Annotated in this window: 13 protein-coding genes; 3 read left to right on the top strand and 10 right to left on the bottom strand. The window is 65.8% G+C overall.

Features of this window, described 5'->3' with window-relative positions; translation table 11 throughout:
• Nucleotides 1-17: 17 nt before the first annotated feature.
• From KZO25_RS11085 to KZO25_RS11100, 4 genes are read right to left on the bottom strand one after another with little or no spacing between them, the layout of a single operon-like run.
• The gene (locus tag KZO25_RS11085; RefSeq protein ID WP_223137019.1) at nucleotides 18-824 is read right to left on the bottom strand and encodes an ABC transporter ATP-binding protein; all 807 of its coding nucleotides are present in this window, start codon (nucleotides 822-824) and stop codon (nucleotides 18-20) included.
• Nucleotides 821-1,942 carry a FecCD family ABC transporter permease gene (locus KZO25_RS11090; RefSeq protein WP_223137098.1) on the bottom strand — a complete coding sequence of 374 codons (1,122 nt, stop codon included), beginning with the start codon at nucleotides 1,940-1,942 and terminating at the stop codon, nucleotides 821-823. Before KZO25_RS11090 ends, KZO25_RS11085 begins: the two co-directional genes overlap by 4 nt.
• Before the next feature lie 42 nt (nucleotides 1,943-1,984).
• Complete coding sequence (locus KZO25_RS11095; RefSeq protein WP_223137099.1) at nucleotides 1,985-2,953, bottom strand: FecCD family ABC transporter permease; 969 nt, start codon at nucleotides 2,951-2,953, stop codon at nucleotides 1,985-1,987.
• A 53-nt stretch (nucleotides 2,954-3,006) separates the two neighbouring features.
• Nucleotides 3,007-3,942, bottom strand: coding sequence for an ABC transporter substrate-binding protein (locus KZO25_RS11100; RefSeq protein WP_410505402.1), 936 nt, complete (start codon nucleotides 3,940-3,942; stop codon nucleotides 3,007-3,009).
• A gap of 216 nt (nucleotides 3,943-4,158) precedes the next feature.
• On the opposite strand from KZO25_RS11100, the gene KZO25_RS11105 reads away from it, so the two are divergent.
• Complete coding sequence (locus tag KZO25_RS11105; protein ID WP_223137020.1) at nucleotides 4,159-5,151, top strand: LysR family transcriptional regulator; 993 nt, start codon at nucleotides 4,159-4,161, stop codon at nucleotides 5,149-5,151.
• Between the two features lie 79 nt (nucleotides 5,152-5,230).
• Nucleotides 5,231-7,423, top strand: a complete 2,193-nt coding sequence (locus KZO25_RS11110; protein ID WP_223137021.1) for a TonB-dependent receptor domain-containing protein — start codon at nucleotides 5,231-5,233, stop codon at nucleotides 7,421-7,423.
• 101 nt (nucleotides 7,424-7,524) lie between these two features.
• On the opposite strand, the gene KZO25_RS11115 is transcribed toward KZO25_RS11110, so the two are convergent.
• From KZO25_RS11115 to KZO25_RS11140, 6 genes are all read right to left on the bottom strand, one after another.
• Nucleotides 7,525-8,283 (bottom strand): sulfite exporter TauE/SafE family protein, encoded by a 759-nt coding sequence (locus KZO25_RS11115; RefSeq protein WP_083517506.1) that lies wholly within the window; start codon nucleotides 8,281-8,283, stop codon nucleotides 7,525-7,527.
• A gap of 13 nt (nucleotides 8,284-8,296) precedes the next feature.
• Nucleotides 8,297-9,346, bottom strand: coding sequence for an ABC transporter ATP-binding protein (locus KZO25_RS11120; protein ID WP_066447744.1), 1,050 nt, complete (start codon nucleotides 9,344-9,346; stop codon nucleotides 8,297-8,299).
• Nucleotides 9,336-10,466: an ABC transporter ATP-binding protein gene (locus KZO25_RS11125; protein WP_316935692.1), complete on the bottom strand. Its 1,131-nt coding sequence runs from the start codon at nucleotides 10,464-10,466 to the stop codon at nucleotides 9,336-9,338. The genes KZO25_RS11120 and KZO25_RS11125 overlap by 11 nt, the downstream gene beginning before the upstream one ends.
• Entirely contained in the window at nucleotides 10,438-11,403 is a 966-nt protein-coding gene (locus tag KZO25_RS11130; RefSeq protein WP_223137022.1) for an ABC transporter permease, read from the bottom strand. The genes KZO25_RS11125 and KZO25_RS11130 overlap by 29 nt, the downstream gene beginning before the upstream one ends.
• Nucleotides 11,400-12,380 (bottom strand): ABC transporter permease, encoded by a 981-nt coding sequence (locus KZO25_RS11135; RefSeq protein ID WP_066447734.1) that lies wholly within the window; start codon nucleotides 12,378-12,380, stop codon nucleotides 11,400-11,402. Before KZO25_RS11135 ends, KZO25_RS11130 begins: the two co-directional genes overlap by 4 nt.
• Nucleotides 12,381-12,447: 67 nt before the next feature.
• Nucleotides 12,448-14,031, bottom strand: coding sequence for an ABC transporter substrate-binding protein (locus KZO25_RS11140; RefSeq protein ID WP_066447728.1), 1,584 nt, complete (start codon nucleotides 14,029-14,031; stop codon nucleotides 12,448-12,450).
• Nucleotides 14,032-14,258: 227 nt separating this feature from the next.
• Here KZO25_RS11140 and KZO25_RS11145 point away from each other — a divergent pair, with 227 nt between their 5' ends.
• Nucleotides 14,259-14,717: a thioesterase family protein gene (locus tag KZO25_RS11145; protein ID WP_066447721.1), complete on the top strand. Its 459-nt coding sequence runs from the start codon at nucleotides 14,259-14,261 to the stop codon at nucleotides 14,715-14,717.
• Nucleotides 14,718-14,799 lie beyond the last annotated feature (82 nt).

A 14,799-nucleotide genomic window follows, 5' to 3' on the forward strand; every position in this document is an offset into this window, starting at 1 on the left:
AGCAATACCCCATGAAGCTACCCCTTCGCCCCACACCGCCCCGCCCGCGTTACATTGGCCAGCAGCAGGCTGCCGGTGGCGGGATCGGGAATCAGCGTGCAGTCGATATCGTAGAGCCGGCGTACCAGGCCGGTAGTGACGACCTCGCTCGGTGGACCTGAGGCCACCAGTTGGCCGTTGTGCAGCGCCAGCAGGTGGTCGGCGTAGCGGCAGGCGCTGGCCAGGTCGTGGAGTACCATCACCACGGTACGCCCGCCGGCGGCGAGCCTTCGCACCAGTTCGAAGACTTCGATCTGGTGGCCCAGGTCTAGCGCCGAGGTCGGTTCGTCGAGCAGCAACAGTGGCGTTTGCTGGGCGATGGTCATGGCGATCCAGGCGCGCTGGCGCTGGCCGCCGGAGAGCGTGTCCAGGGTACGTTCTGATAGTTCCATCACGTCCGCCGCCACAAGGGCCTCGCGCACCACCTCCTGATCCTCGGCCGACCATTGCCGCAGCCAGCCCTGGTGAGGCTGGCGACCGAAGCGCACCAGTTCGGCGACGGTGGGCCCCTCCGGGGCGACCGCCTCCTGTGGCAGCAGGGCCAGGCGGCGCGCCAGTTCGCGTACCGGGAGCTGCTGGATGTCCTTGCCATCGAGCAGTATCGCCCCCTGGCTGGGGGCATGCAGCCTGGCCAGGCCGGCCAACAGGGTGGACTTGCCGCAGCCGTTGGGCCCGACGATGGCGGTGACCTGCCCCGCCGGTAGCGCCAGCGCCAGGTCGTCGATGATCGTCGCGCGGCCGTAACACAGCCGCAGGTTGCGGGTGGCGAGTTCGTGTCGGGTCATGCCAGGTTCCTCGAGGCCGGTCTCAGCAGTATCCACAGCAGCCATGGGCCTCCCACCACAGCGGTGACGATGCCCACCGGGATCTCGATGGGAGCGAGCAGCACTCTGCCTGCCAGGTCGGCCAGCACCATCACCAGCGCCCCGGCCAGCGCCGAGGCAACCACCGGCACGCCCCGCGGCGAGGAGAGCGAGCGGGCGATCTCGGGGCCGATCAGGCCGACCAGCCCCACCGGGCCGGCCACCGCGACCGCCAGGCCGGTGAGCAGTACCGAGACCACCAGCACCTGCCAGCGCCGCCGCGCGACATGGATGCCGAGCGTGATGGCCACGGCATCGGAAAAGCGCAGCAGCGAAAGCGAGCGGGTCAGCCCTAGCGCGGCGGCAAGGCCGAACGTCAGCCCCATGGCGAGCAGTGTGACGGCAACGGCCGGCCGGGCATTGAGCGAGCCGACGGTCCAGGGGTAGGCGGCATTGGCGGTGTCGATGGCGACCTTGGCCAGCAGCAGTTGGGTGATAGCGCCAAACACGGCGCCGACGCCTATGCCGGCGATGATGAAGCGATAGCCGCGGGTACCGCCGCCTGCCGCCAGGCCGAAGGTGATTGCCGCGGCGGTAGCCGCCCCCGCCAGGGCCATGGCGGGGGGCGCCAGGGAAACACCAAGGCCGACCACGGAAGCCACGGCAAAGGCGGTGGCGCCGTTGTCGATACCGATGATACCCGGCGTGGCCAGGCGGTTGCGTGCCAGGGTCTGCATCAAGCAGCCCGCCACACCAAAGGCGGCTCCGGTCAGGCAGGCGGCGGCAAGCCGCGGCAGGCGCAGCTCCTGCACCAGGAACACGGCCATCATCTCGCCGCGCCCGACGAGGGCCGGCAGCACCGCCCGAGGCGCCAGGCCGCTGCTACCCATGGCGAGATAGGCAAGTGACGCCGCTACCAGCGCTGCCAGCAGAAGCAGGCAGGCCGTGAAGGCGCGCCGGTCGATCAACAGGCTGCAGGGCACGGCATCGCCCGGGGACAGCCACGCCAGGCGCCAATGCCCCTCAGCCGCGGTTACGGTAGTGGCGTCGTCGCACTGCGTGTCAGCGGACCGCTGCCGGAACTCGCTCTCGACTGGCATATCACAGCCCATGGTGGCTCTTCCTTCTCTCATGGCTTCGTCCTAGAGGGTCGGCATACGGCGCGCCCGCACCACGGCGACCAGCACCGGCGCGCCGCACAGTGCAGTGAGAACGCCCAGCGGCAGCTCCGAGGGCGCGACCAGCAAACGCGAGATAATATCTGCCGTGATCACCATCAGCGGCCCCAGCGGCAGGCACAGCCATAGCGTACGGCGGATATCGGGGCCGGCCAGGGCGCGGGCCGCAAACGGCACCACCAAACCCACGAAGGCGATGGGGCCGGCCGTGGCGGTGGCGGCGCCCACCAGCAGTGCCACGACCACGATGACCAGCAGCCGAATCAAGCCGGGGCGATGCCCCAGGCCACTGGCGACCCGCTCGCCCAGCGACAGCGCGGCCAGCGGGCGCGCCACGGCAAGAATCAGCGCAACCGCCACCAGCAGGCTGGGCATGAGGGCGACAAGATGCTCGAGCCGACGCCCCGCCAGGCTGCCCACGATCCAGAAACGGATCTCGTCGGCGGCGCGCTGGTCGAACAGCAGCAGCAGCGAGGTGAGCGAAAGCAGCAGTCCCGTGAGGGCGGCACCGGCCAGCACCAGCCGGACCGGGTCGTTGCCGGCACCGCTTACCCGAGCCACACCGAGTACGCAGAGACAGCCCGCCATGGCGCCGAGCTGCGCCACACCGATCCGCATCGTCGTTGCCGTGGCGCCAAGCACCAGCGCCAGCGCCACGGCAAAGGCGGCGCCAGCGCTGACACCGAGCAGCCCCGGTTCGGCCAGGGGGTTGCGGGTCACCGCCTGCAGCAGGGCGCCAGCCACGCCAAGCGCCATGCCGACCACCAGGCCAACCAGGGTGCGCGGCAGGCGCAGCGATTCCAGCACGAACCTGGCTTCCGGGTCGCCCTGTCCCATGAGTACGGCCCTCGCCCTAGCCGGACCGACATCGCCGGCCCCCAGCAGCAGGCTCGCCAGGCAGACCAGCGCCAACAAGACCGACAGACTCGCCATCGCTCTATAGAGCCGGCGGTCCGGGAGCAGGCCCGAGTGCTGCATTGCCAACATCAGGGTGACAGCGCGGCGTCTAGCTGGTCGAGGATGGCCTGGGCCGCCAGCGGGCCGGTGGCGCTCGTCCAAAGCTGGCCGTCAACCGGCACGACCCGGTCGCGGGCGACCACATCGAGCCGCGCAAAGGCCGGCGACGCCTTGGCGGCCTCCAGCGCCTCGCGCCCCTCTTCATTGAGGGTTGCCAGGAACAGCCAGTCGGCATCGACGCGGGAAAGGTTCTCGAAGCTGAGCGGGTCACTGTGCGGCACGCCCTCACGCACCAGGCCGGCATCGTGAATCGCCACACCGGCGGCGCGCAGCAGCCCGGCGGTGAATAGCGCTTCGGACATGACCATGGGTCCTTGCGGCATCCAGCGCACCAGCACGGCGCTGGGCCGCTCGTCGGTCGCTATGCGCTCGGCAAGTTCTGCCGCGCGGGCGTCGACGTCATCCAGCGCCGCTTCGCCTTCCGCCTCGCGTCCCAGGGCCTGGGCAAACAGGCGCGTCTCGCTGCGCCAGGCTTCGGGATCAAGCCCTTCGTTCCGGGGTACGACGGTAGGCGCCATGCGCGAAAGCAGCCGATACTGCGCCTCTGCCAGCTGTGGCGGGGCCAGGATCAGGTCCGGCTCGAGGGCGAGCACGGCCTCGAGGTTGATCTCGCGCACTACCCCGACGATGGCGATATCGTCGAAGTGCGGCGCCAGGTAGCGCGCCACGTTGTCACCACCACGGGTGGTGACGGCACCCAGCGGCTTTACCCCGGTCGCCACCGCCACGTCCAGGGCTCCCTCATGGAGGGTGACCACACGCTGCGGGGCTTCCGGCACCGTCACCGCGCCATAGGCGGTTTCCACGCTGCGCTCGGCCCAGGCCGACAGCGGCATCAGCGCGAGCAGGGCCGCGGTCAGCAGGGTGCCAGCCATCGCCTTGTCGCAGAATCGCCCAGTTCCCATTCGAGCCTCCTCGTGACAGATTGATATTTAATAAGAATCATTATCACAAACTGCCCAACCACACCGCCATGCAACGATACGTTGCCGAAGATGCAACGCCCCACAAGGAGGAATAATGTTAACAAGAATCGTTTTCATTAGGCATGCCGCCGGATACACTGCTGCTCGTGCTGCAACTCTCACCTACTTTTCACGCGCACCTACGCGGGGATTGCCATGTACGCTCTCGACGAGCTGCTCGCCTTCGATCATGTCATGCGCTCCGGCAGCCTGACCCGCAGCGCTCGTACCCTTGACCTGGCCAAGTCGACGCTGAGCCGACGTATCTCCCAGCTCGAGCGCCAGTTGGGGCAGCCACTGCTGCGTCGCCAATCGAATCGGCTCCTGCCCACCGAGGCGGGACAGCTCTTTCATGCCTACTGCCGCCAGATTCTCGAACTCGCCGAACAGGGCCGACAGGCGCTGGACGAGCTGAGCGAGGAAGTCAGCGGTGAGTTGCGTGTGGCCACGCACAACGCCCTGGCGCGCAGCTGGCTGTCCAAGTCGCTGGCAGCGTTCATGGATTGCCATCCCGGAATACGTCTCACGCTGCAGACCTCTACCACGCCCCCCCTGTCCGCAGATACCCAGGCAGTGACCGTATGGCTGGGAGAGGTCCCCGGCTGCGAACTGCGCCAGGAAACCCTCGGCTGGCTCGGCCGCGGCCTGTACGGCCACCCCGACTATTTCGCTCGCTGCGGCGAGCCACGACACCCCAGTGAGCTGCCCCGACACGCCTGGATCGACCTGCTCGGCGAAACCGAACAGGGGCTCACGCTCACCCACCCGGCCCGGGGGGAGTTTCACTTCCAGCCACCGGATTCGCGCTTTCGTGTCGACCAGCACACGCTGCAAGGCGATGCGATCGCCCGAGGCCATGGCCTCGGCATGATGCCTCACTGGCTGGCGACCATGCGTGAGCGCGCTCACCCCGGATCGCTGGTCCACTGCCTGCCGGAGTGGAGCGCCACGCCTGTTCCCGTGACGCTGCTTTACGCCTTCGGCCCTCGACCACGCCGCGTCACCGCACTGCTCGATTGCCTGCACCAGTCCGTGCCATCCGAGTGGCGCCCTGCCGGACCCAGCCAAGTTCGCGGCGCCTCACCGGCCGAATCCTGCCAGTTGGGCGTTGCGGATACCGCAACGAATCGTTGTGGCTTCTCTCCCTGAGCAAAGGAAACATTCCGCAATAGAATTACCTGCGTTTGATAATCAATCTCATTAAATTCCGTATCAAGCAGGTGACCCCATGCCCTCCATCCGCCGCACCGCACTGGCTATCGCGATCGCCAGTACGCCTTTCCCATTTTTCGCCCAGGCGCAGGACACTGCCCCCCTCGACAGCATCGTCGTCACCGCCGCCGGCTTCGAGCAGGCGCTCAACGACGCTCCTGCCAGCATTTCCGTCGTCACCCGGGAAGCGCTGGAGCGCCAGCGCTATGCGAACATCGCCGAAGCGATCAAGGATGTGCCCGGCGTGGACGTGCGCTCGGGAACCGGCAAGACCGGCGGGTTGAACGTCGGCATTCGCGGAATGCCGAGCGACTACACATTGATACTCATCGACGGCCGCCGCCAGAACACCTCGGGCAGCGTGACGCCCAACGGCTTCGGCGAGACCTCGACCAGCTTCATGCCACCGCTGTCGGCCATCGAACGCATCGAGGTGATCCGCGGCCCCATGTCGACCCTGTATGGCTCCGACGCCATGGGCGGCGTGATCAACATCATCACCCGCCCCGTCAGCGATACCTGGACAGGCAGTGTCTCCGTGGATACGACCTTCCAGCAGCACCGGGACGCGGGCAATTCACAGGGCATCAATCTCTATACCTCCGGCCCGCTGGTCGATGACCGCCTCGGCCTGCAGCTGCGTGGCCGGCTGTTCGATCGTGACGCCTCCGAACGCATGATTCCCGAAAGCGCCGGACGCGATCCGCGCCCCTCCGAGGCGCGCATCTACTCGCTTGGCGGTCGCTTGACGCTGCGTGCCGACGACAGCAACTCGGTCTGGCTGGATGCGGAGCGCGCCCGCCAGACCTACGCCAACGACGATTGCCGCCTGGGCACACTGGACGGCACCAACCGGGCGACCTGTGCTCCCGAGCCGGGTCAGTTCTGGGGCTATGAGGATGAGTTGCGCTTCAATCGCGACCAGGTGGCCATCGGCCATACCGGGCGCTTCGAGGCAGGGACACTGGAGAGCAGCGTTACCCACAACACCACCGAAACCCTGGGGCGCACCCTGCCGGCCGGCAGTGCACCGGCCTACGGCTACGAAGCCCAGGGAGGCGAGCCGCGGCTACTGGAGAACCGCGATATCGTCGTCGATACCAAGCTCACCCTGCCGATCGATGCCCACATGGTGACCCTGGGCGGCCAGTACATCGATGCGCGGCTGGAGGATGGCGCAGCCGGCAATCAGGCCTTCGAACAGCAGAGCTGGGCGCTGTTCGCCGAGGACGAGTGGTGGCTGCGCGATGACCTGGCGCTGACCCTGGGCGGCCGCTATGAGCACCACGACGCCTTCGGCGGCCACTTCAGCCCCCGCGGCTACCTGGTGTGGAACACCAACGACCGCTGGACGCTCAAGGGTGGCGTGAGCCGCGGCTACAAGACGCCGACGCTCAACCAGCTGCATGACGGCATCACCGGCTTCACCAACCAAGGGGAGACGATCACCATCGGCTCGCCCGAGCTCGAACCCGAGAAGAGCACCAACTACGAACTCGGCGCCATCTACGACAACCTGGATGGCTTGAGGGTCAGCGGCACCGCCTTCTACAACCGCTTTACCGATCGCATCGCCGATGGGGCGGAAATTGCCAACTGCCTGCATCCGGACGGCAACGTCCCCGGCTGTATCAGCGTGGGCAACTTCTCCCAGCAGACCGGCTTTTCTCAGTTGATCAACATCGACGAAGCGGAAACCCGGGGCATCGAGCTGGAGGCGCGCTATCGCATCGCTCCCGCCTGGGAAGTGCGCGGCGGCTATACCTACACCGATACCGAGATCACCTCCGGCGAGGAGGAGGGCCTGCTGCTCACCAACACGCCCAGGCACAAGCTCACCGCCAGCCTGGGCTGGGACGTGACCAACAGGCTCAACGCCACCCTCGAAGGCGAGTACTACTCCTCACGGGAGCGCTTCACCGACGGCATACCGGAGAGCGGACAGAACCTGGCGATGTACGAGCAGGTGGGCAACACGCTGGATGGCTACGAGCTGTTTCACCTGCGCACCACCTATCGGTTCACCGATCAGGTCCGCCTGACCGGCACGATCTACAACCTGCTCGACAAGGACTTCGGCGCGGCCGACAGCTACGAGTGGCAGGGCGATACCTACCAGGCCTATCGCTTTACCCAGACCGGCCGCGCCACCGATGGCGTCGCCCTGGACGGCCGCAGCTTCTGGCTCTCCGCCACCTACGAGTTCTGACAGCAACGACTAGTGCTGCTTACCTCAACCACTTGCCCCGGCCCAGCCGGGGCTTTTGTTGCCAACACCTTCCTTGCGGGCACTGCATTGCGCTGACGCGTTCAAGTCCCCAGCAGGCGTTCGCCCCCCAGCCAGATCAGCCGCAGGGCGAGCAGGGTCAGGGTCCACTTGAAGAGGACATCGAAGCGATGATCGGTGACGCGATGCAGTAGCCGCAGCCCCGCCCAGGTGCCCACCACACCGGCCGCCACCATGGCCAGGATCAGCCAGAGCCAGTCGCGGAAGACGAAGCCGGCGAAGCCGAAAACGAAGGCCTTGGTGAGGTGCTGCAGCGTCATGCAGGTGGCGAAGGTGGCCACCCGCGGCAGCCGCTCGGCGATGCCCTGCTTGATGAAGGAGGCCACCAGTGGGCCGCTGGCCCCCACCAGGCTGGAGAGCAGCGTCGTCACCGCACCGGCGATCACGGTACCCGTGCGCCCCACCGCCCGCTGGGGCAGGCCCGGCCCCCAGCAGGAGTAGAGCACGAAGGCGGCGATACAGAGTTCCAGCACGCCTGGTGGCAGGCGAACCAGGAGCCAGGCCGCTACCAGCGCACCCACGACCACGCCGGGCAGGAAGGCGGCGATCACGGGCATCCGGATATGACGCCGGGTCATCACCGCCCTGCCACCGTTGGAGCCGAGCTGAACCATGCCGTGTACCGGAATCAGCGCCGTGGCCGGCATCACCTGGGCCATGACGATGATCAACAGCGTACCGCCACCGATGCCGGCTGCGGCGGAGAGCGCCGAGGTCAGTGCCGACAGCGCCACCAGCCCCAGGTTGAGCCCGCCCGACAGCGGCGAGAGCAGCTCCAGCATCAGTCGCGGCGTCTCACTCGATACGCCCCTCCTCGACGCCGTGGCAGGCCACTTCGCTGCCGTCGTCGCGGGCGATCAGCAGCGGCACCTCGGCCTTGCAGCGCGCATTGGCATGGGGGCAGCGCGGATGGAAGGCACAGCCCGAGGGCGGATGCACCGGGTTGGGCACCTCGCCCTGGATCGTGGTGCGCTCCTTGCCGCCTCCTTCCAGCGACGGCACCGCAGCCAGCAGCATCTTCGAGTAGGGGTGATGCGGGTTGGCGAAGAGCTGGTCGGAGGGAGCGATCTCGGCGATGCGTCCCAGGTACATCACCGCGATACGGTCCGACATGTGCTTGACCACCGCCATGTCGTGGCTGATGAACAGGTAGGTCAGGCCGTACTCGTCCTGCAGGTCGCGCATCAGGTTGAGGATCTGCGCCTGCACCGAGACATCCAGTGCCGAGGTGGGTTCGTCGCAGATCATGAACTCCGGCTCGTTGGAGAGCGCCCGGGCGATGGAGATGCGCTGGCGCTGGCCGCCGGAGAACTCGTGGGGGTAACGCAGCGCATCCATGGGGGACATGCCCACCTGTTCGAGCAGCTCGCCCACGCGGCGGCGGCGGTCGGCACTGCTCATCTCGGGGCGAAAGAAGCGCAGCGGCTCGCCGATGATAGTGCCAACGCGCCAGAGCGGGTTGAGGCTGGCGTAGGGGTCCTGGAAGATCATCTGGAAACGCTTGCGCAGGCTGGCCGCCTGGCGGCCGGTACGGTTCGCCAGGTCGCTGATGTCCTCGCCGTCGAAGACGAGGCTGCCCCGGGTCAGGCCGTACAGCCCCACCACCAGCCGGGCCACCGTTGACTTGCCGCAGCCGGACTCACCGACCAGGGCCACGGTCTCGCCGCGCCGGATGGAGAAGCTCACGCCATCCACCGCCTTGAGCGACAGCTTCTCGCTGCGCTCCAGCACCCGGTTGAGCCAGGGCTTGGAAACGTCGAAGTGGCGCGCCAGGTCCCGAGCCTCCAGAAGAACGTCGCCGCTCGCCGGTGACGGCGGCTGCTTGATCGCCGTGTCAGCGCACATGGGCATGCTCCTGTGTATCGTTCTCGTCGAGACGGGGAAGCGGATCGACGGGGTCGTGCAGCCAGCAGGCGGCCCGGCCGGCGCCTGCCGGCATCAGGTCGGGCCGTTCGCTGCGGCAGCGCTCCTGGGCGTGGGGACAGCGCGGGTTGAAGGCGCAGCCGGGGGGAATGGCCGCCAGCCGTGGCATGGAACCCTCGATCTGATAGAGCCGATGGAGGCTCTTCTCGATACCCGGGATCGAGGCCATCAAGCCCCTGGTGTAGGGGTGCTGGGGGCTGCGGATCACCTCCTCCACGGGGCCGATCTCGATCAGCCGGCCGGCATACATCACCGCCACGCGATCGGCGGTCTCGGCGATGACCCCCATATCATGGGTGACCAGCATCACTGCGGTGCCGTGGTCGGCGCAGAGCCGCTTGAGCAGGGCGAGTATCTGCGCCTGCACCGAAACGTCCAGCGCCGTGGTGGGTTCGTCGGCAATGATGAACTCGGGCCGCGCCGCCAGCGCCAGGGCGATCACCACCCGCTGACGCATGCCACCGGAGAACTGGTGCGGGTAGCTGTTCAGCCGCTCTTCCGCCGCCGGGATTCCCACCTCCCGCAGCAGCTTCAAGGCCTCCTCGCGGGCCTGCTTCTCGTTCATCGGCAGGTGGGTGCGGATGGTCTCGATCAACTGGTCGCCAATGGAGAACAGCGGATTGAGGCTGGTCAGCGGGTCCTGGAAGATCATGCCGATATGGCGGCCGCGCAACGGCACGAAGTCCTCCTCCGCCAGGTTGTCGATACGCTTGCCGGAGAGGTAGACCTCGCCCTCGGCGATACGGCCCGGGGGTTCCAGCAGCTGGATCACGGCGTTGCCGGTCATCGACTTGCCGGCACCGGATTCACCCACCACGCCCAGCACCTCGCCGGGGGCGATATCGAAGGAGACGTCGTCCAACGCCACCAGGGTGCCGTGGCGGGTGGGAAACTCCACCCGCATATGGCGCACGCTGAGTACCGGTTCTTGCTGAAGCGTCGCATCGTCGAACTTGTGGCTCGGCGACTGGCCGCTCTGTTCACCTGGGCCGGCATGGGTAACGGCGCCTTTCTTATCGGAGCTTGGGGTTGAGGATGTCACGCAACCAATCTCCCAGCAGGTTGACGGAGAGCGCCAGCATCAGCAGCGCCACCCCGGGGAAGAGCAGGATCCACCACTCTCCCGAGAACATGTAATCCTGGCCAACCCGGATCAGGGTCCCCAGGCTCGGCTGGGTGGCCGGCATGCCGACCCCCAGGAAGGACAGCGTGGCCTCGGCGATGATCGCCAGCGCCAGGCCGATGGTGCCGATGACCAGCACCGGTCGCATCACGTTGGGCAGGATGTGCTGGAACAGCAGCTTGCGCGCCGGCAGGCCGATCACCCGGGCCGCCTGAACGTATTCCTTGTTCTTCTCCACCATGGTCGCCCCGCGCACCGCCCTGGCGTACTGCACCCAGTCGGAGAGCCCGATGGCGATGATCAGCACGATGATCGCCACCTCGGCGTGCATCGAACGCGGCAGGAAACCGCGGATCACGCCGAAGATCAGCAATGCCATGAGGATCGACGGGAAAGTCAGCTGCACATCGGCGATGCGCATGATCAGGGCATCGCGCCAGCCGCCGCGGAAACCCGCCATCAGCCCCAGGGCGGTACCCAGCGCCAGGGCGAAGATCACCGCCGCGAAGCCCACCAGCAATGAAATGCGCGAGCCGTAGAGTATCGCCGAGAAGACGTCCCGCCCCTGGCTGTCGCTGCCCAGCAGGTAGAAGTTGCCGGTGAAGTCCGACGTCGTCAGCGGCGGCGTGAAGGCATCGATCAGCTCCAGCTGGCGCGGATCGAAGGGGTTCTGCGGCGCGATCCAGGGCGCAAACAGGGCCGCAGCGAACATGATCAGCGTCACCAGGGTAGCCACAATGACAACCGGCTGGTTCTTCCAGGAATGGACGATGTCGCTGTCGAGGAAAGTGCGCAGCTTGCCCGGCGGCTTGGGCGCGACCGGGGTCGCCTCGGCGCGTTGAAGTTCCTGGCTCATTTGCCACCTCCCTGCGCGCGCAGGCGCGGATCGACGGCGTAGTAGAGCAGGTCCACCACCAGGTTGATGACCACGAACACCAGCGCGATCATCATCAGGTAGGCGGCCATGACCGGCACGTCGACGAAGCGCACGGCGGTGATGAACAGCGCACCGACACCGGGCCACTGGAACACCGTCTCGGTGATGATGGCGAAGGCGATAATGGTGCCGAGCTGCAGGCCGATGATGGTAATCACCGGGATCAGCGTGTTCTTCAGCGCGTGGCGCAGGTTGACCACCCGATCCGACAGCCCCCGGGCCCGGGCGAACTTGATGTAGTCGGTGCTGAGCACCTCGAGCATTTCGGCACGCACCAGACGCATGATCAGGGTCAGCTGGAACAGCCCCAGGGTGATCGCCGGCAGGATCAGCGAACGCAGCCCGCTCGAAGTCAATAACCCGGTGGTCCACCAGTCGCCGATACGCACCGTTTGCCCACGGCCGAAGGCAGGCAGCCAGCCCAGCTCCACGGCGAACAGATAGATCAGCAGCACCCCGATGAGGAAGGTGGGCAGCGATACGCCGATCAGCGAGGCGGTCATGATGAAGCGCGACAGCCAGCTGCGACGGCGCAGGGCCGTGTAGATACCCAGGCCGATGCCCATGACCACGGCGAAGATCGCCGAGATGATGGCCAGCTCCAGGGTCGCCGGCAGGCGCTCAATGATCAGATCGGTGACCGGTCGCGCCGAGCGGTAGGAAATGCCGAACTCGAACTGGGCGGCATTGACGATGAAATGATAGAACTGCACCACTACCGGCTGATCGAGACCCAGGCGTGCCCGCAACGCGGCACGATCGGCCTCGGTGGCCTCCTGCCCCAGCATGTTGAGCACCGGGTCGCCCACGTAGTGGAACAACGAGAACGAGATGAGCGCGACCACAAACATCACGAAGATGGCCTGCAGTACACGCTGTATTAGAAATGCAAGCATGGGATTACCACATTAGTTAGCCCCCCGGGCGCTTGTGGCGGCCGGGGGGCTGGTTTGCATCGTTGACTTAGTTGTTGAAACGCAGGTACTTGAAGTGCGGCGTATTCTCGCTCTGCACCTGGAAGTCGATATCGTCACGCATCGACCAGGTCAGCATCTGGTGGTGGATCGGGATATAGACGATCTCGTCATGCACGATCTGCCACGCTTCCGCGATCATCTCGTTGCGCGCTTCCTCGTCGGTCTCCTGGCCCATGGCCACGGTCAGCTCATCGACACGCTCATCGGAGTAACCGGTGAAGTTCCAGGTGCCGAGGTCGTCCTGCTTGGTGTGGTAGAGATAGTTGAAGACGTATTCCGAATCCATGGTGGGCACACCCCAGCCCAGCATGTAGAAGTCATACTCGCCACGGGCCAGCTCCGCGAAGTGCAGCGAGCGGGTCTGGGCCGCCAGGTCCACGGTAATCCCGATGCGCGCCAGCATGCTGACCACGGCCTGGCAGATCTGCTCGTCATTGACGTAGCGGTCGTTGGGGCACTGCAAGGTGACGCGGAAGCCGTCACCATAGCCTGCTTCCGCCATCAGCTCGTTGGCACGGTCGAGGTCGGCGGGCAGCACTTCGTCCATCTCTTCGGTGTAGCCGTTGACGAAGGGCGGGGCGATCATGCCGGCGGGCTCGGAGTTACCGCGCATCACCGCCGTCTGGATGGTGGTGGCGTCCACCGCCAGGTTGATGGCCTCGCGCACACGACGGTCGGCAAAGGGGTTGTCGTCGGTATCGGCGGTTTCCAGGGTTGCCGCCCCCATCTGCATGCCGAGGAAGATCGTGCGGTTTTCCGCGCCCTGCTCGTTCTTGAGACCGTCGGCACTGCCCAGGCGTTCGATGTCCTGAACCGGCGTCTCCTGCAGGAAGTCGACTTCGCCGGAGAGCAGCGCCGCCACACGGGTTGAGGCCGACTCGATGGGCGTGAATACCAGGCGGGAAATTTCCAGCGGGTAGTGGTCGATGCCCCAGTAGTCGTCGTTGCGCACGAATACGGTACGCACATCGGGTTCACGGCTCTCGACACGGAAGGGTCCGGTGCCGTTGGCGTTGCGCACGGCATGGGTCTCTTCCCCTGCCGCATAGTTCTGCGGTTCCTCGACGCCGTGCTCCTCGGCCCATTCACGGCTCATGATGAACAGGTTGGTCAGGTTGTTGGGTAGCAGCGGATTCGGCTCGTGGGTAACCACCTCGACGGTGAAATCGTCGGTTGCACGGACCTCGGAAATGGAGGTCAGCAGGCCACGCATGTCGGCGTGCTCATGGCGGGCGCGGTTGAGCGAGAACACCACGTCATCGGCGGTCAGCGACTGCCCCTCGTGGAAAGTCACGCCTTCACGGATCTTGAACACCCAGACGGTGGGCTCATCTTCCTTGACGTGCCATTCGGTGGCCAGGCCAGGCTGGTACTCCACGTCCATGTCCTGATAGAGCAGGGTGTCGAAAATCTGATGATTGACCGAGTGGGTCGGCCCCTCGTTCTGGGAGTGGGGATCCATGGTCAGACTGTCCGCGGAGCGGGTCCAACGCAGGGTCTCTGCATGGGCGGCAGTCGCCAGCATTGCACCGATCACGGCGCTAGCCAGTAAGGTCTTCTTGAGCAGCATCTTGTTATTCCTCAATCGAGCGTTTGATGGGCGAAAGCCCTGGTAGTGTTCTCCCATACCTTAGCCAATAATGCCAGTCTCGCACGGCGAGAGGCTTTCAGCGTTATTTCGACTATCAATAGTTGCTTTTTTTCCAAAGCGCCCTTTACCTGGGTGGAATGCCTCGATGGGCACAGAAAAAACCGACCATCGTCGATACCGAACAGGGAAATGCCGGAGGAAAAACAATGAAACTACTGGAGGTTCGCGTACCCCCCGAATGGGTCGACTACAACGGCCATATGAACGATGCCGAATATGCCAGGGCCTTCTCTCTGGCAGTGGATACGCTAATGGAGCAGCTCGGCCTCGATGCCGAGGGACGTGAGCGACTGGCGTACACCCTCTACACCCTGGAGACGCATCTCTGCTACCACCGAGAGGTCCTTCAAAATCAAGCCTTGAGCGTAGAAGCCCTGCGTCTCGACCACGATGCCAAGCGGCTGCATGCGTTCTTCTCCATGCGCGATGACCAGGGCGAGCTGCTGGCCACCAGCGAGCAGATGCTGATGGGCATCGATACCCGGAGCCGCCGCCCCGCACCCTTTCCGCCCGAGGTAGCCGAAGCGATCGCCGCCCTGCCGCAGGCCGAAGCCGACGCCTGGCCGTCGGCGGCCGGACGACGCATCGGCATACCGCAAAAGTAAGGGAAACCGCGTCGAAACTCACCGCATAAGCAGTTGCATCCCCAAGATAAACACTCATGAACATTAAATTGACACCAATGTA

The organism is Halomonas sp. ANAO-440, from assembly GCF_019915905.1.
Classification (GTDB): domain Bacteria; phylum Pseudomonadota; class Gammaproteobacteria; order Pseudomonadales; family Halomonadaceae; genus Halomonas; species Halomonas chromatireducens.